Below are 25858 nucleotides of genomic sequence, written 5' to 3'. Positions count from 1 at the left end.
TTTTTAATGCAGTACATGAATTAGTATCCAGGCCAGGCCTCCAAGGCCTACGGCTCCGTGTATTAAGGCCAGCCATTTGGGAACAGCTTTATGCCTTAGATCTCTCGAAAAAAGATAGAGCCCAACCACAGCAGCAATGGCAAAAATCATCAGGCTGTCCCAGTGCTTGTGATGCTGCTGGGTGGTGAGCGCAAAGATGAGCAGTACTATTATTCCTAAAACTGCAGCAGTACCATGTGCTATGGCTATTCCCTTTGGAGGTATTTTTTGCTGAAGTACGTAACTAAGCAGATATGCACCTAAAAAAACAGCAATCCCAATTAAGATAACAGCGGTAATGACCATCTCAAATTACTTTTTAGGATTCATACTTCTCTTGTCCAGCGGTGAAAAGGCAGGACCTTCAATCACTTCTCCCGTAGCCTTGAACCTGCTCCCATGGCAGGGGCAATCCCAGCTTTTCTCGGCATCGTTCCAGTCTACTATACAATCCATATGGGTACAAACAGCCGACTGGCAGTGTACCTGTCCCTTTTCATCCTTAAAAACTGCCCATTTTTCATTCTCTACTTCCACTACCTTTCCCTGGCCGGCAGCAATTTCATCAAATGAACCGGCTTCGGCTTTTCCAGGCAGATCCTTAATGTATTGTTTGGCAACATTGAGGTTTTCCTTGATGAAATTCTTTGCCGACTTTACAGGGGTGAACCTGGATGCTTTATAGAGATCACTCCACTCATTTTCCCGGTCATTAAGCTGGTCATTTAAGATCATAGCCGAAAGCACCCCATAAGTTAATCCGTCAGTAGAGAAACCTGTGGCAACGAAAATATTATCATCAGAACTTTCACCTATATAGGGCAATCCATCTGCAGGTTTGTAATGCTGTGCGCTCCACTCAAAATCTATTGAAGCTACATCAAAATGTCTTCTGGCATTCTGTTCGAGCTTTCTGAAGAAACGGCTGTAATCATCTTCCTGGCCAACTTTGTGGTGGCCTCCTAACACCAGCACATAATTATCTTCTCCTTTGCTGTAGGTGCGCATTGAAGTATGAAAGTCGGCCTCTGTATCCCAGTAAATGCCATCGGGAAAATCACCTGAGTTTAATTTAGCTGCAATTGCATATTCCCGGTAAGGATAAAGTGCGGTTTGCAAGCCATAGATCCCCTTGGGAGTATGGGTGGCTAAAATGACCTTTTTGGCAGTTACTTTACCGCTATCGGTTGAAAGTACAAGATCTTCCTCCTTTTCGATGTGGTGAACCTCCGAATTTTCAAAGATCCTGCAATTTGCACTGTCAATACTTTCGGCAAGCCCCCTCACAAACGCAGCAGGATTAAACTGGGCCTGCCCCTCTACCTTTATCGCTTTACTTACTTTTACAGGTATGGGCAAGTTTTGTACTTCTTCTACCGGCAACCCGTAATGAGCTGCAGCTTTGATCTCCTTCTCTATGGTCTCGTCTTTCTTTTCTGTCTCGCTAAATAGATACCACGGCACGCGTTTAAAACTGCAATCTATCTGGTATTTATTCACTAGTTCCTCCACCAGGTTTACTGCCTGCCCCCGTGATTGTGCCACTTTTGAAGCTGTATCTTCATTCCATTTGCTTTGAATGTGATGCAGGCGCTTATCTACCATGGCGTAGAGATTCCCTGTAGAGTCGCCTGTGGTCCCGCCACTTATAGTACCGGCTTCAAGAAGTACTACCTTTTTACCCGATTTTGCCAAAAGGTATGCAGTTGTAATTCCCGTGATACCTCCACCAATAATCGCTATCTCAGTATTAATATGTTCATTTAAGCGGGGAAAATTTCTCTTTGGAGCGGTTGATTTCCAGATAGATCGTGTCATAGAAAAGGTCTTTTTAATAAAGTTAATAACCACTCATCCTCCTGCCAATTGTTTTAAGTTAGTATTTTGTTAATCCTTACTTCTCTTAAATTTTGTAACAATTGCTTCGGAATGCCGTCTATAAACAAAACATTCTCAATGAAATTCTTCCTGATATTTTTTCTGTTTCTCCAGGCTGCGTTTGTTCAGGCCCAGGAAATCAAAGCCAGGGTGCTTGATGCTGGCACTAAACAACCTATACCTTACGCGAATGTTGTTTTTGGTGAAAACCGCGGACTCGTCACCAATGAAGAAGGCTACTTCAGCTATAATGCCGAAGAAGATAAACTTCCCGAAATAGTGAAGATCTCCTCTCTGGGATACGAACTCCTGGAAATTGCCCCCGCTGAAATTTCCGAAGGAATTATTTATCTGAAGTCCGCATCTATTGAACTGGGCGAAGTCTTTCTTTCTAACAAGAACCTTTCAGCAAAAGAAATTATCGAAAAAGTCAAAGAAGAGGTTAATAACAACTACAACTTTGAAAACAGCAAAAAGAGGATCTTTTTAAGACAATCGGGCACCAGCTACGTGCGCCGGTTTAATATGGAGGTTGATAAAAGCACGATTGAAGGGATTGATCAGGACCTCATGGACGAGATCTCTGCAAAAATCCCTAAAGTTTCCGATTCGTATAAAGAAGTTTTGGCCGACATGTACGGGAACTATGACACCCAGAAGGTCAACATCATTAAAGCGGCAAACCTCTACAATCCGCAGAGCATGAAAAACCTGGAGGAGATTACAGAAAATTTTAACACGCTCTTCATGAACACCTTAAAAGAACGTTCTTACCTGAAGATAAAATCGGGGATCATAGGGTTTAAGGTAGATGAAGATGAGTTGAAAGAAGGACTGGTAGTATCCGAAAAAAAGGAAGAAAAAACTCCCGAAGAAAAAGAAAAGGCCAGGGTTAAAAGCAGAAAGTATCTACAGGAGAGTTCAGGTGCTAATGTGAAAAGGCTTATGAACGGTATGTTTTGGAAAGAGGACATTACTTTTAACCTTTTTGACAAGTCGAACAAGTACAAATACAACCTCAACGGCTACGCGTATATTGACAATTACACCGTGTACGTCATAGATTTTGAACCAAAAAGAGGAGCCGATTTTAAAGGCAGGATGTACGTCAATACGCTGGATTATGGAGTACATCGTTTGGAGTACGAAAATGTGAAGCCATTAAAGAAATTCCGTCTCTTCGGAATTAGTACTGCCGATGATGTTTACCGCGGCAAGATGATCTTTGTAAAAGACGAAGCCGGAAAATACAACCTGAGTTACCTGGAGCGCGAAACCGGGGAGACCGTGGGAATTAAGCGGCCACTAACCATTATTGAGAAAAACAAACACGTTAAAGGCCGCCGCAAACAAAATGAACTCGATCTTGATCTTGATCTTAGGGTGAGCGAAATCGTGAAGCTACAGCTGGTAGTATATCAAACCGAAGGTATGGCTCCCGGAAGCCTCGATAATATTTCTGCCACCGATGATTTTGAGTATAAAACCTTTAAAACATACAACCCAGATTTCTGGAGCGGGTATAACATCATTGAACCCAATAAAGCGATTAAAAACTTTGTGGCACTCGATACCGAAAAGGAAAATTTATAAGAACTTAATTATTTATCAATTTTTATCCCGTTTACCCACTAAAGACTATAAACTATAAAAACCTATGCAAAAAACACCTTTTTTGACACTCCTGTTTTTCTTCGGAAGCTTTGCCTTTGGGCAGTCCGAAAAGAGCAACGTGAACAATCTTCTCGAACAATGGCATAAAGCTGCTGCCGAAGCCAACTATGAAGATTATTTCAGTTTAATGGCTGAAGAATCTGTCTTTATAGGCACCGATCCTACCGAGAACTGGAACAAACAGGAATTCATGGAATGGGCCAAACCATATTTTGACCGTGGCACAGCCTGGAGCTTTAGCACCCTGGAACGGAATGTTTTCTTCGCCGAAGATGCCAAAATAGCCTGGTTTGACGAGCTACTGGATACACAAATGGGTATTTGCCGCGGGAGCGGGGTCGCAGTAAAAGAAGGTGACACATGGAAAGTAAAACACTATGTGCTGTCAATTGCTGTACCCAATGAACATGTAGATTCCCTAACCTCTCTAAAAGAGGATTTTGATCGCGAATTGATCACTAAATTAAGAGCAAACTAAGCTGCAGTGATAAAGCTGCAAATCCATTACTTTTTATTAAATTTCGCTGCAATAAAAACAAATTTTAACATGAATAGAATAAGTAAAGGTTTTCTACTTTCTTTTATGGCTACAGCAGCTTTCACAAGCTGTAAGAACGACAAAGAAGTTGAAGCCGAAGAGCCTCGCGGCATCAACCTTGCCTACATGGACACTACCGTGACGCCGCAGGAGAATTTCTTTAGGTATGTAAACGGCCGCTGGCTGGACACCAACGAGATTCCCGAAGACAAGACCGTATGGGGAAGTTTTAACGAACTCCGCGAAAAAACAGATGCCGATGCACTTGCCCTTTTAGAAGCTGCAGCAAAAAGCGACACCCTTGACGGGAACAGCGATCAGGCTAAAGCAGTTTACCTCTACAAAACTATTATGGATACCGTTGCCCGTAACGAGCAGGGAATTGAGCCTATTCAGCCTTACCTCGACAAGATTGTGGCTATCAGGACCAAAGAAGACGTGCAGACTTATCTTGAGGAGATGCAAATGTATGGCGGCGGCGGATTCTTTAGCTTTGGTGTAGGTGCCGATGCAAAGAATTCTAACATGAACGCATCTTACCTTTCTCCGGGAGGTCTTGGCCTGCCCGACAGGGACTATTATCTTGCTGAAGATGCCGATTCTAAAGAAAAGCGTGAGAAGTATGTTGCTCACGTAACCAAAATGCTTCAGTATTTGGGAGATTCTGAAGAAGAGGCTGCAAAAAAGGCAGAAACTATTCTCGAATTTGAGACTGCCCTTGCACAACCAATGTTAGACAAGGTAGAACGTCGTGATGCCCGAAATACGTATAACCCAATGACCGTTGCCGAACTTCAGAAGAAAGTTTCTGCAGTGAACTGGAACAAATATTTCGAATCTATTGGTGCTGCCAACATAGACACCATCATTGTAAGCCAGCCGCGCTATATGGAAGCCGTTCAAAAAACCCTGGCTTCTCAAAATGTTGAGGAGTGGAAAGAATACCTTAGATGGGCTCTTTTCAATGATGCAGCAGGAATGCTTACTACCGAGATTGAAGATGCTAACTGGGACTTTTACGAAAAGACCCTTCGCGGAGCACAAAAACAACTGCCACGTAACGAGCGTGCCCTTGCCACAATCAACCAAACTGTGGGAGAAGCACTGGGTAAACTTTACGTAGAAGAGCATTTCCCGGCTGAAGCAAAACAAAAAGCTGAAGAAATGATCGAGAACGTGGTTAAAGCATTTGAAAACCGAATTGATAACCTTACCTGGATGAGCGACAGCACCAAGGTAAAGGCCAAGCAAAAACTGGGTACCACAAAGATCAAGGTAGGTTATCCTGATACCTGGAAAGACTATAGCAGCATAGATATTAAAGAACCTGCAAATGACGGTTCTTATTTTCAGAATATGCTCAACATTGCAAAATGGAGGGTTGAAGAAGAAATCTCCGAACTTGGAAAACCTGTAGACAAGAGCGAATGGTTCATGGCGCCACAAATTGTGAACGCTTATTATAACCCGCTTTACAACGAGATCGTATTCCCGGCGGCCATTCTACAACCACCTTTCTACGATTATAAAGCCGATGCTGCCGTGAACTACGGCGGAATTGGAGCGGTAATAGGCCACGAGATCTCTCACGGCTTTGACGACAGCGGTTCGCGATTTGATGCTGATGGAAACCTGAACAACTGGTGGAGCGAGAAAGACCTGGAGCAGTTTGAAACCCTTGGCGGAAGTCTGGCTGACCAGTACAGCGCTATTGAAGTGCTGGATTCAGTTTATATCAACGGAAAATTCACACTTGGTGAAAACATTGGTGACCTTGGAGGTGTGAATGCTGCCTACGACGGACTCCAGATTCACCTGAAGGAACACGGAAATCCGGGAGAAATAGATGGATTCACGCCCGAGCAAAGATTCTTTATGAGCTGGGCTACAGTTTGGAGAACAAAGATGAGAGAAGAAGCACTTCGAAACAGGATCAAGACAGATCCACACTCTCCGGGAGAATACAGAGCCTACGTTCCATTACAAAATATTGATGCTTTCTACGAAGCCTTCAATATTAAGGAAGGAGACTCAATGTACGTAGCTCCTGAAAACAGAGTGAAGATCTGGTAATATCTTTCAAAAATGACACTTCAAGCCCCTCTTCCGGAGGGGTTTTTCTTTTTCCCAAAGGGAAAAAAAGAATATTAAGCCCGCAGGGATTAAAAATAATTCCCCCAGGAATTATTCAAAAAGAAAAGGTACAGACGTTGCATGCAACGTCTCCGCAACCACACCATCCCAAACCAACAATCCTCAAAAATGGCATTTTAAACAACTCTTTTTGCAGGAACTTCGATTTTACAAAAAATTAATATTTAAATTTTTATATCTTAAAACCTCTTCGGAAGAAGATTCAATTAAACCGGATTTAGCAACACATCCCGTAAGCAAATGCCCCGATGGCCGATCTTTTTAAAAACAAATACCGGATAAAATCTGCCCGACTAGAAAGCTGGGATTACAGATGGAATGCCGCGTATTTTATTACCATCTGCACGGCCAATAGAAAACACTACTTCGGAGAAATCAAAAACGGAAAGATGGAATTCTCTCCTACAGGTGTGATTGCAGATATCTTATGGCATGAAATTCCGCACCATGCATCCTATGTGAAATTAGGCAATTTTGTGGTGATGCCCAACCACATCCACGGCATTCTGATCCTTAATAATCCGGAAATCCCGAAAGAAGAAAATGATTCCCCCAGGAATCATTTAAAAGATTCCGTACAGACGTTGCATGCAACGTCTCAGGAACACCCCCAAATGGCAAAGATTTCCCCAAAATCCAATTCCATCTCAACAATAATAAGATCATATAAATCGGCCACTACAAAACATGCCCACCGGCTGGGATTTGATTTTGAATGGCAAACCCGCTTCTATGATATCATCATCCGGAATGAAATTTCTTTTCAAAACATTTTCAATTACATCAAAAATAATCCGGCAAAATGGAAAGAAGATAAATTCCATTGATCATAAAAAAATTACCTAAAGAAACCTTTACCTTTCAAAAATGATATTTTACTATCACATTCACCATCCCCATGAATAGAAAAATTGCAATCTTAAGAGGAATAAATGTAGGTGGAAAAAGAAAGATCCTGATGGCCGATCTTAAAGCCTTATGTGAAAAATTGGAATTGGAACAAATAGACACTTATATACAAAGTGGCAATCTCCTTTTCAATTCTCAACTAGAAAATGCTGAGCTGGAAGATTTACTAGAAAAATCTATTAAAGAAAGATTTGGGTTTGAAATACCTGTCATTGTTCGGGATTCAGAAGAACTACAAACTTCTATTCGTAAGAATCCGTTTTATGATAAAAATGCAGACATCAATCAATTACATCTTACATTTTTAAAGAAAAAACCTTCAAAAGAAAACTTAGAAAAAATACAAACCTTCAACTACGAGCCCGATAAATTTAAAATCGAAGAAAAAGAGGTATTCATTTTTTGCGAAGGCAAATACCACCAAACAAAACTGAACAACAATTTTTTTGAGAAGAAATTGAAAGTTGGAGCTACCACCAGGAACTGGAAAACCATCCTAAAATTATTTGAATTGAGTAAGAAGCAGATATAGCTACTTGTAGTGATCATCCAGTAGCAGGGACTCTCGAAACTGTAAACTGCGGCTACCCAAAAAAATACTTGCAGCAGCAACCAAACCAATCCATTTTTAATTTAATTTCAGCCTTTTATTTTCAGCAATGTTACAGCGATTATTTAAGGCGTATATAGGATCATTCAGCGACCTGAGGCGGGAGGTATGGCTGCTGGCGTTCATTACCTTCATCAACCGTGCGGGTACCATGGTGATCCCTTTTCTTTCGCTGTACTTGACTAAAAACCGCGGCTTTTCTCTCGAAGAAGTAGGCTGGATCCTCACTTTCTTTGGCCTGGGCTCTGTTGCCGGCTCCTGGCTGGGCGGCAAACTTGTCGACAGGATTGGCCACTACAAAACAATGGCCTTTAGCCTGTTCATTTCGGGCGTCCTATTTATCTTTTTGCAGTTTCCTACCACTTTCTGGGGAATTTGCGGCGGAATCTTTATCGTGATGCTGGTAGCCGATACTTTTAGGCCCGCAGTTTTTGTCGCCATCAACGCCTACAGTAAACCTCAAAATCGAACTCGATCTATCACACTAATAAGGCTCGCTATTAACCTCGGATTTTCAGCAGGGCCCGCAGTTGGCGGATTGATCATCGCAGGTGCCGGTTACGGCGGACTCTTTTGGGTAGATGGCATCACCTGCATCACAGCGGGTTTTCTGCTGCTAAAACTGCTTCATCCTAAGAAAGCTGTTGAAAATCCAAAAGAGATCCTCAGCATTCCGAAATCCATGATGAAAGACAAACCATACCTGGTCTTTATAGGCGCCATGATCTTGTTTGGGTTTGTTTTCCTGCAATATTTCTCCACCATCCCTTTATACTACGCCGAAGTGCATTTTCTAAGCGAGTTCGAGATTGGGGTATTACTAGGCTTAAATGGCTTCCTCATCTTCCTGTTTGAAATGCCCCTCATCAAATACCTGGAAGCAAAAGTCCGTTCCACACTTTTCCACGTGATAACGGGCTCTATACTTGTCGCCATCAGTTTTCTGCTCATCAATCTTACGGGATGGGTGGGAATCCTCCTTGTAGGAATGATCATTTTGACCCTTGGCGAAATGATCGCATTTCCGTTTTCAAACAGCTTTGCCCTCAAAAGAGCCGAAGGTGGAAAACAAGGTTCCTATATGGCTTTATACAGCATAGCCTTTTCTATAGGCCATATTTTTGGCCATAATTCAGGAATGCAGATGATCAACAAATTCGGGTATGCCCCCACATGGAACTTCATGATCCTGCTTTCTTTAATTGCCTGTGGCCTGCTGGTTTATGTGATGTTCCTCGTGAAAAAGGAAAGTGAATCCCCTGTTCTCGAAGCTTAAAATCTAAATTTTACTGCGGAAAGATATTTCGAAGCCAATTGCTTTTCTTCAGAAGAAACATACCTCTCAAAAATGACATTTTAGGCACCTTTTTCACCACCCGGAAATATTCTAAAGAAAATAGAGAAGAAAAAGGAAAGAAAAATGAGGAAGAGAATAAGAAAATGCAGAAAGAATGAGGGAGAGAAGATAGAATAGAAGAGAAAAGAATGGGGAAAGAAATGGATGAAATGAATGAAATGGAGAAGTACAGACGTTGCATGCAACGTCTCCACAGCAATTTCTAAAGCAATTTCCACAGCAATCCCCCCTCCAAAATATTTAATTAAGAAGAAACATCATTCTTCTTCTTCAACCTCAGCAAAAATATCATCATTCAGAGAAAAATCCAGTGTTTCGGCTTCCGGGACATATTTCAAGAATTGATCAATACCTTTTTGAAGCATTAATTCCGTAGAGAATTTTCGGCTGGTGGCGAGCACAAATCCGCCGCGGGTAATTCTGAAAAAATACTTTCCCGAACCCGTTCTGGCCTTCCTGAATGTAAAAGAATCCAGCTCTCCCTGAATTGTTTCAATGATCTTTTCACAGTCGGTTTTTTCCCTGCAGGCAATGCTGGTGAAGATGGTTTTTCCCTTCCGGGAGGCAAAAGTGAACTTATAATTTCCATTGTCTCTTTTACTTATCACAAATGCGCTCATAGGCTATCCTCGAATTTTTCAAAACCTCAAATCTAAAAAAACGGAGGTATGATGCCACTGCAAAGTTTCAAAAGTTATTAAGATTAAAATATCCATTAAGAAGAGCCAAATTCCAATCTTCAAGCACCAAATGTCAAATTCCAATTTCTAAAGAGTACTTAATTAGCTGGCGCGGATTTGCAATCCGTGCCGATACTGACCAGCAGCAATCATATGAATAAAAATACCGGACACAAATCTCAACCAACAAACCTCATTGTGAAATGGCAATCATCAGCGCGCAGATTTGCAATCCGTGCCGCCGGTGCTTATTAAATTCCTGCGCTGAATTCCACTCCCAGCTCCCGCATCACTTTTGAAGCTGAAATCACTTTCCCCACAGATGGCCGGGAATGATCGAACTGCGGAGGTTCCAATTCCATTTCCCGTGCTTTTTGCAGATAATATTGCTCTTTCGGCGGATTCAGCGGAAAAACAGCATTGTATACCTCTCCAAAAATGGCATTTTTGAGTACCTTTTTTATCACCTGCAGGCAATCTTCGAGGTGAATGAGATTAACTGGCCCTAACGGATTTGCTAGTCCGCTCCTGCCGGCAAGGTACTTCACAGGGTGGCGCCCCGCACCAATTAGTCCGCCAAAACGAATTACTGTAGTGTCAAAAATGGCATTTTCAAGAAGAATTTTTTCTGCGGAAATGATCTCTTTCCCAGAAGCTGAAGTCGCATTGGGAAGCGTATCTTCGGTATAGACAGGAAAGCTTTCTGTCTCTTCATAAACGGAAATTGAGGACACAAAAATGACCTTTTTGACATCTGAAGCCTCAATAGCTTCAGCCAGCTTTTTTATTGCTTCGGAATAATTCACTTTCGGGTTCTTTCGAAGTCCCGGGGGAAAATCCACGATCAAAATACCATTTTTGGAAAGGAAATCTTCAATGTTTCCCTCAACACCTTCCGCAGTAACTTTTATTTGAAAAGCCTCAATCCCTGCTTGTTTTAAAACCGGAAGTTTTTCAGCAGAAGTTGTGGAGCCCTTTACCGAAAAACCTTCAGCAAGAAGCATTTTAGCCAGCGGTAATCCCAGCCAGCCGGTTCCGAGTATGGAGATGTTTTCCAAATTATGAAAAGTTAGATTTTAGAAGTACGAAGTTAGAACAGACGTGTGACGTGAGGAAAAAAATATTTTACGATCGATGACATTAATATCTGTAATTTGTTTTATGTCTATTTTGGAATTTGGTGCTTGAAATTTGGTGCTTTACTTTAAAATAAACGTTTTCTTCACCACAATCGCATCATTCAGCACAAAAGGCCGCGGAATCATAGCCTCATCGCGGGCAGGCACCTGCAACTGCGGATTCTCGAACAGGTCATAAGACCCCTCCAAAAGGGTAATTTCGGGCTGCAGTCCCTCTTCAACAGTCATTTCCAGGCGCAGGGTGTCTTTGCTCACAGCGTAATAAGACAACAACTGGTCCCACCACCTGTTTTTGTGAACGTGTAGCTCACTCTGGCCGGGTTGAAGATAGCCTGCTTCCAGTCCGTTGGCTTTAAAAGATTTGAAATTAATCGTTTTATCGGCAAAAAGGGCTATTCGATTGATCTCCCGGTTTGGAGCGATTTTTACGTGGTACACATCCTCTCCTTCAGCTTCGTTACTGGCTTTTTGAACAGAGATATAGGGTGCAGGCAACATAATTTGTGGTGCCGGGGCGGTTTTGCTAAAACTGCTGCCGTTCTTGCTCCCAAACCAATACTCTTGTTGTGCAGCTTCAGCATCTTCAAAATAAGCTGCGGTAAAGGTATCGAGCCCGGCATCATAAGTGTTCCAGGTGGCTATATTCCTATCCTTATCGGCCACGTAGACCAGGCTGTTTGGCCGTGGCCGTGCCTCATTGAATTCCGATTGAAAATGTGCAACAAGGAAGAGTCCTATAAAAATCACAAAATTCACGAATCCAAAAAGCTGATTACTCCTTAGCGCTCCAAAAATCGGCCACAACAGCACGAATAAAAGCACCACCAGAACAGCCGACAGAAAGAGCATTTTAAGCCCCAATGCAACCGGGAACGAAAGGATGAACGGCATGAGAATAAAAATAGCTGGGAGACTCAAAAAGGCCAGGAGGATCAACTTCCATTTTAAATCGAGGATCAAAATGAATAGCTGTACAATTCCAAACATAAGCGGAATCACGAAATATGCCGCCCCTTTTAAGTAGACTGCAGCCAGGGCACTAATTATCCACCACAAAATAAGCGGGGCTACCAAGAGTTCATGCGTATTTTGAGGCTTCCGGAACCTGTGATAAACGTATAAACAAATGGCGAGGGCCAGGAAGATGATGGCTGCAAGGTACCAGTAACCGTTGTAGGTAAAACCGTGCTCCATTTCCTGGTACTGCGGGTAAAACCAGAGAGCAAATTCCCAAAAAAAATAACCTGCCAACCCAGCCATAAAAAGCGATAGCAGCAATGGCATGAATCCCTTAAGTATTGGCTTGACCTTTAGCTTTTTCTTCAGTATCCCAAAGATAATGACAGCAAGTAGCAAAAGAAGCGAAATGAACAACAGGGGAAAGATCCAGCTGTATGGATACGTTACTAAATTAAGCCCGGGAATATCAAAAAACAGCACATCTTCTTCGGAATTTAAACTGCTGAGTGGTGCCGAAGCCGAATACTTCAGCAAGGGCATTAAATAACTTCCCTGGTGGGCCAGCGTACGTGCATCAAGATTTTCAGGAATATCTGTAGCCGTGTGATAGTCGAAATGATCATCGATAAAAGCAAAATTGAGTCCATTAATATTCCTTTGCTCGCGCAGCACAGTAAGATCGGTATCGTTGGGCAGCATTTTATAAACGCTGTAAGCCAGGGAATTTGTCACAGGATAAGGGACTTCGGCTTCAGTAAAAAGATCAATTAAAGCTTTATTCCCTCCATTGGTCTCAAGCAGCATGAAAGAATTCCCTCCACTACCACGAGATTCAAAGTTGAGTGCCAGCCCAACATCTGCAGCCCATGGGTGTTCTTTTACAAACAATTCGGCACCGTTGAGGCCCAGCTCTTCGGCATCGGTAAAAAGAAGAATGATGTCATTATCGGGAACATTCCCTGAAGCACGATACGCCCTGATAGCTTCGAGTATAGTTGCCACGCCGCTGGCTGCATCACTGGCGCCCGGCGACGAATGCATTGCACTGTCGTAGTGTGACATAAGAAGCAGCGCCGGCCCCTCTCCCTTGCCTGCTATTCGCGCCAGGATATTTTGCGAACGCACTAAAGTACCAGTTTTATTAAGGGTAAAACCTTCCTGCATTTCAATGAGAAGGCCCAGACTTTCGAGTTGATCTACAATATAGTTACGGGCATGAGAATGGGCTGCACTCCCCACATAGTGAGGCTGCTGCGCCAGTGCCTGGACGTGGTTAAAAGCCCGGGCCGTAGAGAATTCATTAACTGGTACTTCTTTATTTAAATCTACATAGGGGCGTGTTCCCTGCACACTCCAGGTGATACCCGCAATAAGAACCAGAAGCGCAATAAGTGCCTGAATATTTTTAGCCATATTCAAATATATCCAAAAGCAGTTCAACAACTAAGGTGGCTGTCCAAAAATCTTAAAGTATTGCCAACTCCCTTTATATTATTGCAGGAAATTCATATTTTAAGAGCTAACAATCAAATACTTGTGCTATGGGAATAAAGAGTTTTCAAGGAAGAAGGGCCGAGCCCGAAAAAGCTGCAAGTACTCCAATGTGCGTAAAAGATTATATGACGACAGATCTGGTGACCTTCAGAAAACATCAAACTGTTATCGAAGTGATGGAGCAACTAATGCATCATAAGATATCGGGTGCCTGTGTGGTGGATGAGGATTATAATTTGCAGGGAGTGATCTCTGAAGGAGATTGTATAAAACATATATCAGACAGCAGGTATTATAATCTGCCGATGGATGACAACCTTGTGGAAAAACGAATGACCTGCGACGCTATTACTATAGATGCTGAAATGAATGTGCTCGAAGCAGCAAAAAAATTCATTGAACATAGGTTTCGTCGCTTTCCTATAGTGAGCAACGGCAAACTTGTAGGGCAATTAAGCCAGAGTGACGTTCTTAGGGCAGCACTTGCCCTGAAAGGACAAAGCTGGGGCTCTTAGATCCTTTTTACAAGTGCATAAAAATCTCCCTCAAGCGGCAGGTAACCCTGATCATAAACGAAGTAGTAGGTATTCCCGGTCTTTGTAGTGTAGATGCTGGTGAAATAATCGAAATTAAAACCTTTGGCAAGAAGCTTTGATTTTGAGAGTTTGATTTTCCCGTCGGGATTTAATTCTTCCAGGATACGATAGTTTTTGCGCAACTGGTTATTAACGTTACGCACCAGGTTTTTGCTGTCTTTGTTGAGATTGTTGTTATATGCATTGCGACAGTAATCGCTGCAGAACTTTTTATCTGTTCTCCCAACAATTTTTTCCCCACATTCAAGACAGGCTTTTTCCATACTTTTAAAAATAGTGATTTTTGATTAATTTTTGCTGAGAGGTTTTTTGTCGCTGATACAAAGATGATTTTGATTTGCTGGGCTTGCACTCTCAATGAAAAGGCCACAGATGCACAGATGATTTCTCTCTACTCAGATCTTCTTACTCAAATCTGTTTACTCCTATTTATTGTTTATTGATAACTGCTCATTAAAAAAAGGCCACAGATGCACAGATAACTTCTCTCTACTCAGACTTTCTCACTCAGACCTTTAATTGTTTATTGATAATTGATAATTGCTCATTGTAAAAAAGACCACGAATACACGAATTGTTTCTCTCTACTCAGATCTTCTCACTCAAAGCTGGTTTAATCCTGTTTATTGGTTATTGATAATTGCTCATTAAAAAAAGCCACGAATACACGAATTGTTTCTCTACACTTAGACCTTCTCACTCAAATCTTTAATTATTTATTGATAACCGCTAATTAAAAAAAGGCCACAGATGCACAGATAATTTTTCTCTACTCAGAACTTCTCACTCAGCCTTTTAATTTCTGCCCATTGGTTATTGATAATTGAAAAAATTGCCACACTAATAAACCTGCCGTTCTTTATTTCTGAATCTCTCAAAATTCCTTCCTGCTGAAAATGGCATTTTTGGAGGGTATTTTGGCTACTGATGTTCTCAGTTTCCACAAAGGCTTCGATCCTGTGAAGATGTAATTTTTGAAAAGCATATTCCAGCACCACATCCAGCGCCTCCTGCACATATCCTTTTCCCCAATACTCCGGAAGCAGCCAAAATCCCAGTTCAGCTTTTTTGTGTTCCCTGCTCAGGTTGTTATACCCAATTGCACCGCAGAAGCTATTATCTTCTGCCGAAGTAATTGCCCACCATATGCCCGCTCGGGTCCTTTCCAGTTCTGCATACCACTCCAGCTGTTCCCAGGTGTCATCAAGATTCTTGTAATTAACTCCGTAGTATTTGATCACCTCGGGATGTGAGAGGCCCGAAAAGATATTTTCCAGGTCATCTTCTGTGATCTGCCTTAACCGCAGCCGGTCTGTTTCAAAATGCGGAAAATCCATTTTACTCAATGATTTAATAACTATTTTAACTATTGGCTATGGGCAGAATCTCAATTCTCAATACTAAATACTAACTACTACTCAAGTTTCTCCAGCTCCAGGTTCAGGTCGTACTGCAGGTCTTCGTGCAGCTTTTCCATATTCTTTTTTGCCAGGTCCAGCTGCCGTTCATAAAGTCTTTTCAGGATCTTATTCCGACGGATGGAAGGTTTGAAGTCATTCATCTTCTGAAGAAAATAGATCAGCAATTCTACTTCGGTTTCCTTTTTCCCGGAATATCGACTGTATTTTTTGACATTTTTGAGAATCTTACGGATGCCTTTCTTTGTGTAATAGGTATTGCTGCGGTTGATTAAGGCAAATTCTGCATCCATCTCCATTTTCACCTTCTGCTTGTATTCCTCTTCATCCTGTGCGTCAAACAGGAGATAGGTAAGCAGTTCTTTATTTTCCTTTTTAAAACGCGACAGGCGAAGCACAATTTGCAAAAGCTCCTCCCGGTCCTGGTGTTTTAATTCGTCTCTTATTTCTTTTGCCGAAGCAGGTTTCATTGATTTCTAACTTTTAAATATTTGTGCGTTGCCAGGTCTTCCTCGTTCTCCACCTTATGTAATTTTCCATTTTTGAGAATAAAATTACGATTTGCAATCTCCAGCACATCGCGGTAATAATGATCTGTAACCAAAATTCCTTTAGTTGCTCTAAGCGAAAGCAGCAGCTCTTTGATCTTTTCGATATACTGCGGCTCCACCATAGAAAAAGGCTCGTCTAGCAGCAGGAAAGGATGCGGCAGGTGGGCCAGCAACAGCAATTCCAGGTACTTTAATTGTCCGGCAGAGAGCTTGCCAACCTTTTTGTTTTCAAAAGCAGCGACTCCCGGTGAGTAAAAGATCCTGTCCTGCCCTTCTCCTTCAGGAAAAATAAGGGGAATCACATCTCGCACCTTCAGCTCTTTGGGTAGAAAACTGTCCTGAGGCAAATAGCCTGTCATTTTCTTCGGAATTACTTCGGAAGTTTTCACCTTCACACCATCAAGCGTTAAACTTACAGCATCTACACTTATAATTCCCATTACCGCTTTAAGCAAAGTAGATTTACCTGAACCATTCCTCCCAAAAAGGCCAATAATCTCTCCCGTTTTACAGCTGAAAGATATGTTATTGAGTACCTGCTTTTTTCCGAAGCTATGGCTCAGCTTACTTACTTCGAGCTGTTTCATAGAAAAAGGAATAGAATAATTAGAAGCGGAGTCACAAAAATGAGATTGCAGATCCACACCTTCTTCAGAAGGAATCTTTTGGAAAATCCGAGGTTGTAATACAGGTAATATTCATTCTTCCTGAAGGTTTCGTAACCAAGATAGCCAATAAGCATTCCGAAGCTAAGAAAAATGAGCGTACCGCTTACCGCTCCAAAATATATTCCCGAGATCACAGAGAAAATGAGGTTGAAAAAATTGAAATCCCGGTAGTATTTCCAGAAGGCTCTTTGATTCATTCTTGGTTGGTCTCAAATAGTTGATAACACAGCAGTTTTGTAATAATACAAAAATTTATGCTGCAAAAATTATTCGTTTACAAACACTTACAAACGGATGTAAACGAAAACAAATCAGTATCAACCGAATAACATTTGAGACCGGTAGTAGGTTTGTCTCGTTGAAATGAACAAATGAATTTCAGCTAAAATAAATTTTGACATCATGAACACACTAAGAAACAAAGTACAGCTTATTGGACACGTAGGGAACGCACCAGAGATCGTAAACATGGAATCGGGTAAGAAGCTTGCCAAATTTTCTATCGCCACCAATGAAACCTATAAGAACAACAAAGGCGAAAAAGTGACCGATACGCAGTGGCACAACGTTGTTGCCTGGGGCAAAACTGCCGATCTTATTGAAAACTACGTGCCTAAAGGTAAAGAAATAGGTGTGGAAGGTAAACTTACCAGCCGCAGCTACGAGGATAAAGACGGCATAAAAAGATACGTAACAGAAGTGGTTTGCAATGAAGTACTGCTTCTCGGAAAATAAGGATCTACTAACGATAATTCATACAATTATGAACACGCTAAAAAATAACGTACAGCTGTCGGGCAACGTAGGCAAAGCGCCAGAGATCATCACCTTAAGTACCGGCCGAAAACTGGCCAAATTCTCCCTTGCCACACGAGAGACCTACACCAATCATAAAGGAGAAAAAGTGACCGACACCCAATGGCATAATATCGTCGCGTGGGGCAAAATGGCCGAGATGGTGGAGCAACAGGTTCCAAAAGGCAGGGAAATTGAGCTCGAAGGAAAACTAAACAGCCGAAGCTATGAAGATAAGAACGGCATCAAAAAATATGTAACGGAAGTTGTATGCAGAGAATTGATCCTGCCGGAAAAATAGGTGTGAAAAATGCCATTTTTGAGTAACAAGTGCAGGAACCTCCTGCGCTTGTTGTTCTTTAGAAGTAGATCTCCTGTGCCTGCCGGAAAGTGTTGGCGTGTGCCTCCACAATATTTTTAATGTGAGGTGAGTAGCCGCCGCCCATGCTCACTTCTACCGGAATTTTTAGGTCATGGCAGGTTTGCAATACAAATCGGTCTCTTTCCTTACAACCGGCTTCAGTGCAACCCAGTTTTCCAAGTTTATCTGTAGTTAGGATGTCTACTCCGCTTAAGTAGAAGATGAAATCGGGGTTTTGTTGTTCGATAAGTCGGGGCAGGGTTTCTTTCAGGATCTTTAGATATTCTTCATCGCCGGTATTGTTCTCCAGCTCTATATCGAGATCAGATTTTTCCTTTTTAAAGGGATAATTATTTTTCCCGTGCATAGAAAAAGTAAAGACCGAAGGATCATCCTGGAAGATTTCTGCCGTTCCATTTCCCTGGTGTACATCGAGATCGACGATAAGAATCTTCTTTGCAAGGTTTTCCTTTTGCAGCCATTTCGCCGCCACCGCCTGATCGTTAAACATACAAAATCCTTCCCCCTGATTCGAATAAGCATGATGGGTGCCACCGGCAATGTTCATTGCAATACCATGTTGCAGAGCGTATTCTGCCGCCTTAATAGTCCCCGAGGTAATTAGAAATTCCCGTTCCACCAGCTTTTTAGACAGAGGTAAGCCAATGCTCCTGGCTTCGCGGTAGCTCAGCGTCTGATTCTTTAGCGCCTCTACATAATTTTTATCGTGAACGGCAAGAATATCTGCTTCATTTGGGAATACGGGTTCAAAAAAGTTTTCCTGGGTGCAGGTGCCTTCGTGAAGAAGTTGCTGCGGCACCAGCTCATATTTTTCCATCGGGAAACGGTGGCCTTTGGGCAAAGGCAAAACGTAAATTGGATGGAAAGCGATTTTGAGCATCGTGTAAGGTCGAGACCTCCTTTTAAATTTTTTAATTCGTTTTCAGAAGCAACCTCTCGACAGAGCCTGTGCCGAGCGCAACCGAGGTGCTCGGGGAAACCACGTAATGTCAGGTCGAGCGGAGTCGAGACCTCAAGCCCTTCTAAATATTATTTAGGATAAGCTCACTGGCAATCTCCTAATTATTAATATTCCTATTTTTAGAATGACTTTCATTCCGGCACTCAACCAAAAGTTTCAGAAGTATCTCATCTTCATTAGCCAAAGCTCTTTTCTTCTGAGCGCTCCATTTTTTGATCTTCTTTTCAAACCATATTGCCTGAATTACATTAGTGAACTCCTGGTAAAATATTACTTCTACTGACCTCCTTTTGTAGGTGAAGCTGTTTTTATTTAATCCCGCATTATGTTCTTCCAGTCTTCTGGAAATATCATTTGTTATACCCGTATAAAGGAGTTTATCGGAACATTCCAGGATATAGACATAATACAGTTTCATCTTTTCAAATTGAAGATCGTTCTAGAAAGAAACCCCTCGACTCCGCTCGGGGAGACAACGTAATGTCAGGTCGAGCGGAGTCGAGACCTACGAAATCACCGTACCCTCTTTCACTCCCTCTTCATCGGGATTGAGGAAGACCAGCTTTCCTTCGGCATTTTCGGTCATGAGGATCATGCCTTCACTTTCCACTCCACGGAGTTTTCTTGGCGCAAGATTAACCAGTACAGTTACTTTTTTTCCTACAATATCTTCAGGTTTAAAGCTTTCAGCAATACCCGAAACTATGGTACGTACATCAATACCGGTATCTACCTTTAGCACTAAAAGCTTGTTGGCTTTTGGCATCTTTTCGGCTTCGACTATTGTTCCCACCCGCAGGTCCATTTTTGAAAAGTCTTCAAAAGTGGCAATTTCCTTCTGGGGTTCGGCTTTTTTGTTTTCGGCTTTATTTGCTGCCTTTGTTGCTTCCAGTTTATCCAATTGCTTCTGAATTTGTTCGTCTTCTATTTTTGAAAAAAGCAATTCGGCTTTTCCAATAGCATGTCCGGGTTCTAAAAGTTCCTTTCCGGCGCTAATCTTGTTCCATTCGCTTTCCTCCTGCTCTTCCCCAAAAACAACTCCGCTAGTGTTGATCACTGCTTCCGAAGTAGAGCGGCTATAATCTAATATGTTCTTCAGCTTTTGTGAACTGAATGGCAAAAAGGGTTCACTAAGACTGGCCAGTGCCGAAGCTATCTGCAACGCCACATACATGATGGTTTTCACCCTTTCCTCATCGGTCTTGATAAGCTTCCATGGCTCTTCATCGGCCAGGTATTTATTTCCGAGACGGGCCACGTTCATGAGCTCGCCCTGGGCTTCCCTAAACCTGTAACGTTCAATAGAACTTGTAATTACTGCAGGATAAGCTTTTAATTCGGCTAAAGTTTGTTCATCAACTTCGGAAAATGCACCGGGTTTAGGAACTATTCCTTCGTAATACTTGTTGGTAAGCACTACCACCCGGTTGATAAAGTTTCCAAAAATGGCAACCAGTTCGTTGTTATTTCTTGCCTGAAAATCTTTCCAGGTAAAATCGTTGTCTTTAGTTTCCGGTGCGTTTGCGGTTAAGGCGTACCTCAACACATCCTGCTGACCCGGAAATTCTTCAAGGTATTCATGCAACCATACCGCCCAGTTCTTTGAAGTGGAAAGCTTGTTGCCTTCCAGGTTCAAAAATTCGTTTGCGGGTACATTTTCCGGCAAAATATAACTGCCTTCAGCCTTAAGCATGGCCGGGAAAATAACGCAATGGAATACAATATTGTCTTTTCCTATAAAATGCACAAGCTTGGTATCTTCATCTTTCCAGAACGGTTCCCAGTCTCTGCCGGTTTTCTCTGCCCATTCTTTAGTAGACGAAATATAGCCTATAGGCGCATCAAACCATACATACAACACTTTTCCTTCACCACCTTCTACAGGTACAGGAATTCCCCAGTCAAGATCGCGGGTCACCGCACGTGGTCGCAGCCCGTCATCAATCCAGGATTTTACCTGTCCGTATACATTAGATTTCCAGTCTTTTTTATGTCCTTCAAGGATCCATTCCTTAAGCCAGCTTTCGTATTGATCTAGCGGCAAGAACCAATGTCTCGTTTCCTTCAACACCGGAGTGGATCCGGTGATAGCCGACTTTGGATTAATAAGATCTGTAGCGTTATGACTGGTTCCACATTTTTCACACTGGTCGCCATAACTCTCTTCAAAACCACATTTTGGGCAGGTACCCACCACAAACCTATCTGCCAAAAATTGTTCAGCTTCAGGGTCGTAGAGTTGCTGCGTGGTTTCTTCAGTAAACTTTCCGGCATCGTACAGCTTTTTAAAAAATTCTGAAGCAGTTTTATGATGAACTTTAGCCGAAGTCCTGGAATAGTTATCAAACGAAATTCCGAAGTCTTCAAAGCTCCTTTTAATCACTTTATGGTATTTATCTACCACATCTTGTGGAGAAATGCCTTCTTTTTTTGCTTTTATGGTAATAGGCACCCCGTGTTCATCACTCCCGCACACAAAGGCCACCTCGCGCCCCTGCATTCTCATGAAGCGCGCGTATATATCGGCAGGTACATAAACGCCTGCCAAATGTCCAATATGTATAGGCCCGTTTGTATACGGCAGGGCAGCCGTAATCGTATATCTTTTTGGTAATTCCATTCTCAAAATTAAAGGCTGTAAAGTTAAGCAAGTGCAGGGGATTACACGTTAAATTTTAGTAAAAGGCAATGCCGATGCGACAAATGTTCTGCATTTTAGTAAAAAAGTAGAAATGAAGAAACTGTTCATCCTTGCACTCATAATTTCAATTTCAGGTTGTAAAAGCCGAAAACTCACAGCGACTTCTTCGGAAAGATTTCAGCTTGAAAATTTAGCTGAAGTCATTAGCGAAAACCGGTTAGAAACCATTTATCCTGAAGCAGAAATTTCTGAAGGAATTGACCTTTTTGACGAGGGTACGGTAGAGCGGGCTTACAGTATTCTTTATCCGGGAACCGATGACGAACTCCTTATTATCTGGGAAGATAAAACCCAAAACCTGCCGCATCAAATCTACGTTGAAAAAGATGGCCGCTGGCATACAGGTGAAGGGATTACCGTTGGCACTCGCTATGAAGACCTGGTAGAGATCAACAACGGGCCCATAGATTTCTACGGGTTTGGCTGGGACTACAGCGGGGCTGTAGACTGGAAGGACGGGAAGATGAGTGATTCTAATGTAAGAGTTTTCTTAACCCCGGTAGATGCACCTCCAAAAAGCTTTTACGGAGATCATATCATTGAAGCCAACCCAGAAGATATTATCAACCTTGACCTGAAGGTGAGAGCCGTGATCTATCAAAAGGAAAGCAGGTCTTAAATTGAAATAACATATATCTAAACAGGGTGCCAAAAATGACATTTTTGACACCCTGTTTTCCAGGAGATTTAAAACGGATGGCACAGCACAATGAATTAGGTAAACGGGGCGAAGAACTTGCTGTAGCTCATCTTCTGGCCACCGGCTATGAAATTGTGGCCCGAAACTTCATGTACCAAAAAGCGGAGGTTGATATCATTGCCCGTAAAGACAACATTCTGGCTGTTGTTGAAGTAAAAACCCGCAGTACGCCCGATTTTGGAGATCCGCAGGATTTCGTAAAGAAGAAACAGATCAATCAGCTTGTCAAAGCCATCGATTATTTTGTAAACGAACACCAACTAGATGTAGAAGTGCGGTTTGATATTGTTGCCATAATTAAAAACAAGGCAGGCACCAGGCTGGAGCACATAGAAGATGCTTTCTTACATTTTTAAAGATCATTTTTCTCTACCAGTTCCTGAAAAGTTGAGTTTTCACCTTCCTTTGATTTCCCGATGACCGACAGGGTGGCGTCAATCTCAAGAATTACTGCGGAAATATCATCCATACTACCAAAACCTTTCTTACGGGCGGCCCCGATAATTTTACTTTTATCGAGTCTTTCCTTGTGCAAATTCTTCTGAATAAACTCGCCGTTGTAATACAAAAGCGTAGGGGTGGTATTAAAAATGCGCTTAAAGGTTCTTGATTTATTCTCCAGATATGAAAAAATGAACTGTAGCAGCGCCAGCAGGACAAAGGCGGTTAGCGCTTCAGAAATTGAAAGATCCTTTGTGGTAAGCGTCCGCCCAAAGACAGCGCCTATAGTTACCGCTATCACAAAATCGAAGGCGCTCATACTGGCCAGGGTTCTCTTTCCCGAAATCTTCAGAATAAGAACAATTGCCAGGTAGGCTGTGATTCCCACCAGTACAATCCTTATAATGGGTTGAATGCCGTTCCATAGAAATGTTGTATCGTCCATTCTTTTTTGCGTTAGAATATTTCTAATCTTCAGCTATATTGACCTGATAGACCTGGTAAATATCGTCGTCGTGATACTTCAGGTTCTCTTTTAAATATTCAATGATCCTTTTTTTGAGGACTGTTTCAGAAACATCTGTATTCTTAGGAAGTACTGTCACTGAATAGCTAACGGTAGGATTTCCATTGATCTTGGTATTGGTAAAGCTTACATCTTTATTAATAACTTCAATGAAGTCGAGCTTATGGAGTTTTTTGTCAAACTCTTCAGTAAGTTCGGTATTCATGCTGGCTTTCCGAAGAAAAGGAGGCTGGCTGTATTGCCAAACCATCATGCCCCCAATAGCAAGGGCCACAATGCCCGATGTGATGTAGGTAAGCATTTTATTTCCTTTTAAAAATCGTACTCCGCTGGGGGTGACTTTTCCGAAGAAATAAAACACCAGCGTGGCGGAAAGATGTATGCCCAGCAGCTGCAAAATGATCCTGAACACGCTACTCGAAACCACTTCCCAGTCGAGCAAATAAATGCCCGCGCCAATAAGCCCAACCGGTGGCGCCAGGGAAGCTGCTACCAGGATTCCCACTGCCGCGCCCGACACCAGGCTGTCCCTTTCTGACTGGATGATGTTAATTGCACCCGCAAATCCGGAAATAATAGGCAGAAAAATTGCCACTTTTGAGACATGACTAATTTCTACCATGAGCGGCGTTAAAGTGTTTAGCGGGAAGATAAGGGTCATCAACAAACTGGCAATTACGCCTGTGCCAATTGCAATCCCGTAGCGTTGCAGGCTGCTTTTAAGCAAAGGTTTCTTACCGGCAGCTGTAGCCAGGGCAGCATTCATGGCCGGCCCGGCAAACGGGGCCACCAGCATGGCCGCCACCAGCAGGTAAACGGTGGTGGTGTAAAGGCCAATCCAAACGAGCAGCCCTGCGGCAAAAGAGTAGCCAATAAGCCCTTTTACAGAACCTACACTCTGAATGCCGCCCAGGTAAATTTCCAACGAACTTTTGGGCTGTACATCGGCCACCTGGTCAGGAGATTCCGATGCGGGAGGGTAAAGAGTGATCACCCCCCGCGGGATGAGACTTATTTCGGGCTCCTCAAATTCGTCTATACGTTTCAGGAAGTTGTTCACCTTCCTGTTAGGCAAATAAATAATAAAAACGTCATTTTCTTCATTGGGCAGGAAAATGGAATTTTTCCCTTCAAATTCTTCAACTATATCAAGAACTTCATCTTTATGTCCCTTGGAAATTTTAAGAATAAGTTGTCTCATCGCGTAACACTTCGGGTTTTTTGTGGGAAACAAAGCCAAAAAACAAAGGCCTGATATACAAGATAATTGAAAGCATTTAACTGTGCCATGCCATTAAGGGAACTTTAAGGGTTCAGCAGGAAACACAGCAAGAAAAGAAGCTTTTCATATTTACATTTTAGAAAATAATTAAGAAAATAGGAATAGCAACTGTTTATCTTTAAAACAGGCGCCAAAACAGGAACCATGGATGCTATGACTGTCATATTTTTTATCAGTTTATTGATCATTTTGGCAGGTGCGTTTTTCAGAAAAATTCAGGACATTTCGGTAACCGAGCCTCTTCTTGCCCTGTGCCTGGGCGTACTGCTGGGGCCCGATCTTCTCAACGTCATTAAAACTTCTAATTCTCAAGCTGAATTCCACATCCTTGAAATCGCCTGCCAATTCACTATTGCCATGGCCTTGATGGCAACAGCTTTGCGACTTCCAAGCCACATTTTCAGAAAAAATGCCACTAGCCTTTCCAACCTGGTGATCTTTGGAATGATTCTTATGTGGATGTTTGGCAGCGGAGTCTTTTACTTATTAATGCCGAATTTCAGCATTTTTGAATGTCTCCTGCTGGGTGCTATAATCACCCCAACCGATCCTGTGGTAGCCTCTACGCTGGTTACCGGAAGAAAAGCTGAAAAATTTTTACCTGCAAAACTTAGGGATACGCTCTCTTTTGAAGCCGGTGTAAATGACGGGCTGGCCTTTCCTTTTGTTTTTCTGGCACTTTACCTGTTAAACGCCGAAGGCAATGGTGACCTGGGGCAATGGTTCGTAAAAATTCTATTGTATGAGAGCATTCTCTGCGCAATTTTGGCTTATGGCGTGGGCTACGGCTGTGGTTATCTTCTTAAAAGAACTCACAAGGCGGGTTACCTGAACCGCAAAACGCTTTTATCGTTTTCAACATCCGTTGCCCTGCTGCTTTTGGCCGGTTTTGAGCTCCTGCACATGAATCCCATTATTGCAGTTTTTGCCGGCGGTTTTGCTTTTGCAAAAGATATCACGGCAGCTGAAGACCTTAAAGAAGAGAGGATACAGGAACCCATGGAGAGGATGACCACTGTACCCGTATTTTTCATCCTGGGGCTAATGCTGCCGTGGCAGGAGTGGTACAACCTGGGCTGGACAGCAGTTTGGATCGTCATCCTCATTCTCTTTTTAAGGCGTTTGCCGGCACTGCTCATTTTAATGCCCTTCATGCCTCAGTTCAGGAAAAAAATTTATAGCGTTCTCATAATGGGCTGGTTTGGACCTATAGGCGTCGCAGCCCTTTACTATGCAATACTTACTAAAGACAAAGCTAATTTTGATGAAGTCTGGATCATTCCCAGCCTTATTGTTGTAGCCTCTACAGTAGTACACGGATTGACCAGCGTGCCCCTGGAAAAACTGTATCACAACACTTCGGAAGGAACAAACGAAAGGGAAAACCTGGAAAACCGAACCTGAA

General features: G+C 42.4%; 27 protein-coding genes. 12 read left to right on the top strand and 15 right to left on the bottom strand.

Annotated elements, in window-relative coordinates; translation table 11 throughout:
- Positions 1-3 precede the first annotated feature (3 nt).
- Entirely contained in the window at positions 4-345 is a 342-nt protein-coding gene (locus ACQ93I_RS00610; RefSeq protein WP_431696680.1) for a hypothetical protein, read from the bottom strand.
- A gap of 6 nt (positions 346-351) precedes the next feature.
- Positions 352-1857 (bottom strand): FAD-dependent oxidoreductase, encoded by a 1506-nt coding sequence (locus tag ACQ93I_RS00605; RefSeq protein WP_431696679.1) that lies wholly within the window; start codon positions 1855-1857, stop codon positions 352-354.
- A gap of 138 nt (positions 1858-1995) precedes the next feature.
- Between ACQ93I_RS00605 and ACQ93I_RS00600 the strand changes: the two genes are divergently transcribed.
- From ACQ93I_RS00600 to ACQ93I_RS00575, 6 genes are all read left to right on the top strand, one after another.
- A complete protein-coding gene (locus ACQ93I_RS00600; protein ID WP_431696678.1) occupies positions 1996-3510 on the top strand; it encodes a carboxypeptidase-like regulatory domain-containing protein in 1515 nt (504 codons plus the stop codon).
- 64 nt (positions 3511-3574) lie between these two features.
- Positions 3575-4069 carry a nuclear transport factor 2 family protein gene (locus ACQ93I_RS00595; protein WP_431696677.1) on the top strand — a complete coding sequence of 165 codons (495 nt, stop codon included), beginning with the start codon at positions 3575-3577 and terminating at the stop codon, positions 4067-4069.
- 69 nt (positions 4070-4138) lie between these two features.
- Positions 4139-6202, top strand: a complete 2064-nt coding sequence (locus ACQ93I_RS00590; RefSeq protein WP_431696676.1) for a M13 family metallopeptidase — start codon at positions 4139-4141, stop codon at positions 6200-6202.
- Between the two features lie 329 nt (positions 6203-6531).
- A complete protein-coding gene (locus ACQ93I_RS00585) occupies positions 6532-7110 on the top strand; it encodes a transposase (protein ID WP_431696675.1) in 579 nt (192 codons plus the stop codon).
- A gap of 71 nt (positions 7111-7181) precedes the next feature.
- Positions 7182-7724, top strand: a complete 543-nt coding sequence (locus tag ACQ93I_RS00580) for a DUF1697 domain-containing protein (protein WP_431696674.1) — start codon at positions 7182-7184, stop codon at positions 7722-7724.
- A gap of 127 nt (positions 7725-7851) precedes the next feature.
- Positions 7852-9078: an MFS transporter gene (locus ACQ93I_RS00575; RefSeq protein ID WP_431696673.1), complete on the top strand. Its 1227-nt coding sequence runs from the start codon at positions 7852-7854 to the stop codon at positions 9076-9078.
- Between the two features lie 338 nt (positions 9079-9416).
- On the opposite strand, the gene ACQ93I_RS00570 is transcribed toward ACQ93I_RS00575, so the two are convergent.
- The 3 genes from ACQ93I_RS00570 to ACQ93I_RS00560 form a co-directional block, all read right to left on the bottom strand.
- Entirely contained in the window at positions 9417-9779 is a 363-nt protein-coding gene (locus tag ACQ93I_RS00570; RefSeq protein WP_431696672.1) for a DUF1508 domain-containing protein, read from the bottom strand.
- Positions 9780-10090: 311 nt separating this feature from the next.
- Positions 10091-10897, bottom strand: a complete 807-nt coding sequence (locus ACQ93I_RS00565; RefSeq protein ID WP_431696671.1) for an NAD(P)H-binding protein — start codon at positions 10895-10897, stop codon at positions 10091-10093.
- A gap of 141 nt (positions 10898-11038) precedes the next feature.
- Positions 11039-13351: a M20/M25/M40 family metallo-hydrolase gene (locus tag ACQ93I_RS00560; protein ID WP_431696670.1), complete on the bottom strand. Its 2313-nt coding sequence runs from the start codon at positions 13349-13351 to the stop codon at positions 11039-11041.
- 128 nt (positions 13352-13479) lie between these two features.
- Here ACQ93I_RS00560 and ACQ93I_RS00555 point away from each other — a divergent pair, with 128 nt between their 5' ends.
- Positions 13480-13947, top strand: a complete 468-nt coding sequence (locus ACQ93I_RS00555; protein ID WP_266068048.1) for a CBS domain-containing protein — start codon at positions 13480-13482, stop codon at positions 13945-13947.
- Here ACQ93I_RS00555 and ACQ93I_RS00550 read toward each other — a convergent pair.
- The 5 genes from ACQ93I_RS00550 to ACQ93I_RS00530 form a co-directional block, all read right to left on the bottom strand.
- Positions 13944-14291 carry a hypothetical protein gene (locus ACQ93I_RS00550; protein WP_431696669.1) on the bottom strand — a complete coding sequence of 116 codons (348 nt, stop codon included), beginning with the start codon at positions 14289-14291 and terminating at the stop codon, positions 13944-13946. The two genes, ACQ93I_RS00555 and ACQ93I_RS00550, sit on opposite strands and share 4 nt — an antisense overlap.
- Before the next feature lie 510 nt (positions 14292-14801).
- Positions 14802-15365: a GNAT family N-acetyltransferase gene (locus ACQ93I_RS00545; RefSeq protein ID WP_431696668.1), complete on the bottom strand. Its 564-nt coding sequence runs from the start codon at positions 15363-15365 to the stop codon at positions 14802-14804.
- 77 nt (positions 15366-15442) lie between these two features.
- Positions 15443-15916 (bottom strand): hypothetical protein, encoded by a 474-nt coding sequence (locus ACQ93I_RS00540; RefSeq protein WP_431696667.1) that lies wholly within the window; start codon positions 15914-15916, stop codon positions 15443-15445.
- Positions 15913-16584 carry an ATP-binding cassette domain-containing protein gene (locus ACQ93I_RS00535; RefSeq protein ID WP_431696666.1) on the bottom strand — a complete coding sequence of 224 codons (672 nt, stop codon included), beginning with the start codon at positions 16582-16584 and terminating at the stop codon, positions 15913-15915. Before ACQ93I_RS00535 ends, ACQ93I_RS00540 begins: the two co-directional genes overlap by 4 nt.
- Entirely contained in the window at positions 16581-16862 is a 282-nt protein-coding gene (locus tag ACQ93I_RS00530) for a hypothetical protein (protein ID WP_423817908.1), read from the bottom strand. The genes ACQ93I_RS00535 and ACQ93I_RS00530 overlap by 4 nt, the downstream gene beginning before the upstream one ends.
- A gap of 205 nt (positions 16863-17067) precedes the next feature.
- On the opposite strand from ACQ93I_RS00530, the gene ACQ93I_RS00525 reads away from it, so the two are divergent.
- Both ACQ93I_RS00525 and ACQ93I_RS00520 read left to right on the top strand, forming a co-directional pair.
- A complete protein-coding gene (locus tag ACQ93I_RS00525; protein WP_266068055.1) occupies positions 17068-17400 on the top strand; it encodes a single-stranded DNA-binding protein in 333 nt (110 codons plus the stop codon).
- A 28-nt stretch (positions 17401-17428) separates the two neighbouring features.
- The gene (locus tag ACQ93I_RS00520) at positions 17429-17761 is read left to right on the top strand and encodes a single-stranded DNA-binding protein (RefSeq protein ID WP_345596686.1); all 333 of its coding nucleotides are present in this window, start codon (positions 17429-17431) and stop codon (positions 17759-17761) included.
- 58 nt (positions 17762-17819) lie between these two features.
- On the opposite strand, the gene ACQ93I_RS00515 is transcribed toward ACQ93I_RS00520, so the two are convergent.
- The 3 genes from ACQ93I_RS00515 to metG form a co-directional block, all read right to left on the bottom strand.
- Positions 17820-18722, bottom strand: coding sequence for a histone deacetylase family protein (locus ACQ93I_RS00515; RefSeq protein ID WP_431696665.1), 903 nt, complete (start codon positions 18720-18722; stop codon positions 17820-17822).
- A 178-nt stretch (positions 18723-18900) separates the two neighbouring features.
- A complete protein-coding gene (locus ACQ93I_RS00510; RefSeq protein ID WP_431696664.1) occupies positions 18901-19221 on the bottom strand; it encodes a GIY-YIG nuclease family protein in 321 nt (106 codons plus the stop codon).
- Positions 19222-19308: 87 nt separating this feature from the next.
- Entirely contained in the window at positions 19309-21423 is a 2115-nt protein-coding gene (gene metG / locus ACQ93I_RS00505; RefSeq protein ID WP_431696663.1) for a methionine--tRNA ligase, read from the bottom strand.
- Positions 21424-21535: 112 nt separating this feature from the next.
- Between metG and ACQ93I_RS00500 the strand changes: the two genes are divergently transcribed.
- Both ACQ93I_RS00500 and ACQ93I_RS00495 read left to right on the top strand, forming a co-directional pair.
- Positions 21536-22123 (top strand): hypothetical protein, encoded by a 588-nt coding sequence (locus ACQ93I_RS00500; RefSeq protein WP_431696662.1) that lies wholly within the window; start codon positions 21536-21538, stop codon positions 22121-22123.
- A gap of 77 nt (positions 22124-22200) precedes the next feature.
- Entirely contained in the window at positions 22201-22560 is a 360-nt protein-coding gene (locus ACQ93I_RS00495) for a YraN family protein (RefSeq protein ID WP_431696661.1), read from the top strand.
- Here the strand turns inward: ACQ93I_RS00495 and ACQ93I_RS00490 are convergent.
- On the bottom strand, positions 22557-23090 hold the full coding sequence (locus ACQ93I_RS00490) for a DUF421 domain-containing protein (RefSeq protein ID WP_431696660.1): 534 nt from the start codon (positions 23088-23090) through the stop codon (positions 22557-22559). The two genes, ACQ93I_RS00495 and ACQ93I_RS00490, sit on opposite strands and share 4 nt — an antisense overlap.
- Before the next feature lie 22 nt (positions 23091-23112).
- Entirely contained in the window at positions 23113-24372 is a 1260-nt protein-coding gene (locus ACQ93I_RS00485; protein WP_431696659.1) for a DUF389 domain-containing protein, read from the bottom strand.
- 234 nt (positions 24373-24606) lie between these two features.
- On the opposite strand from ACQ93I_RS00485, the gene ACQ93I_RS00480 reads away from it, so the two are divergent.
- Positions 24607-25857: a cation:proton antiporter gene (locus ACQ93I_RS00480; RefSeq protein WP_431696658.1), complete on the top strand. Its 1251-nt coding sequence runs from the start codon at positions 24607-24609 to the stop codon at positions 25855-25857.
- Position 25858: the final 1 nt, after the last annotated feature.

The sequence above is a fragment of the Salinimicrobium sp. WS361 genome, from assembly GCF_050750585.1.
Taxonomy (GTDB): Bacteria; Bacteroidota; Bacteroidia; order Flavobacteriales; family Flavobacteriaceae; genus Salinimicrobium.
This window is presented reverse-complemented; position numbering and strand designations above follow the sequence as displayed.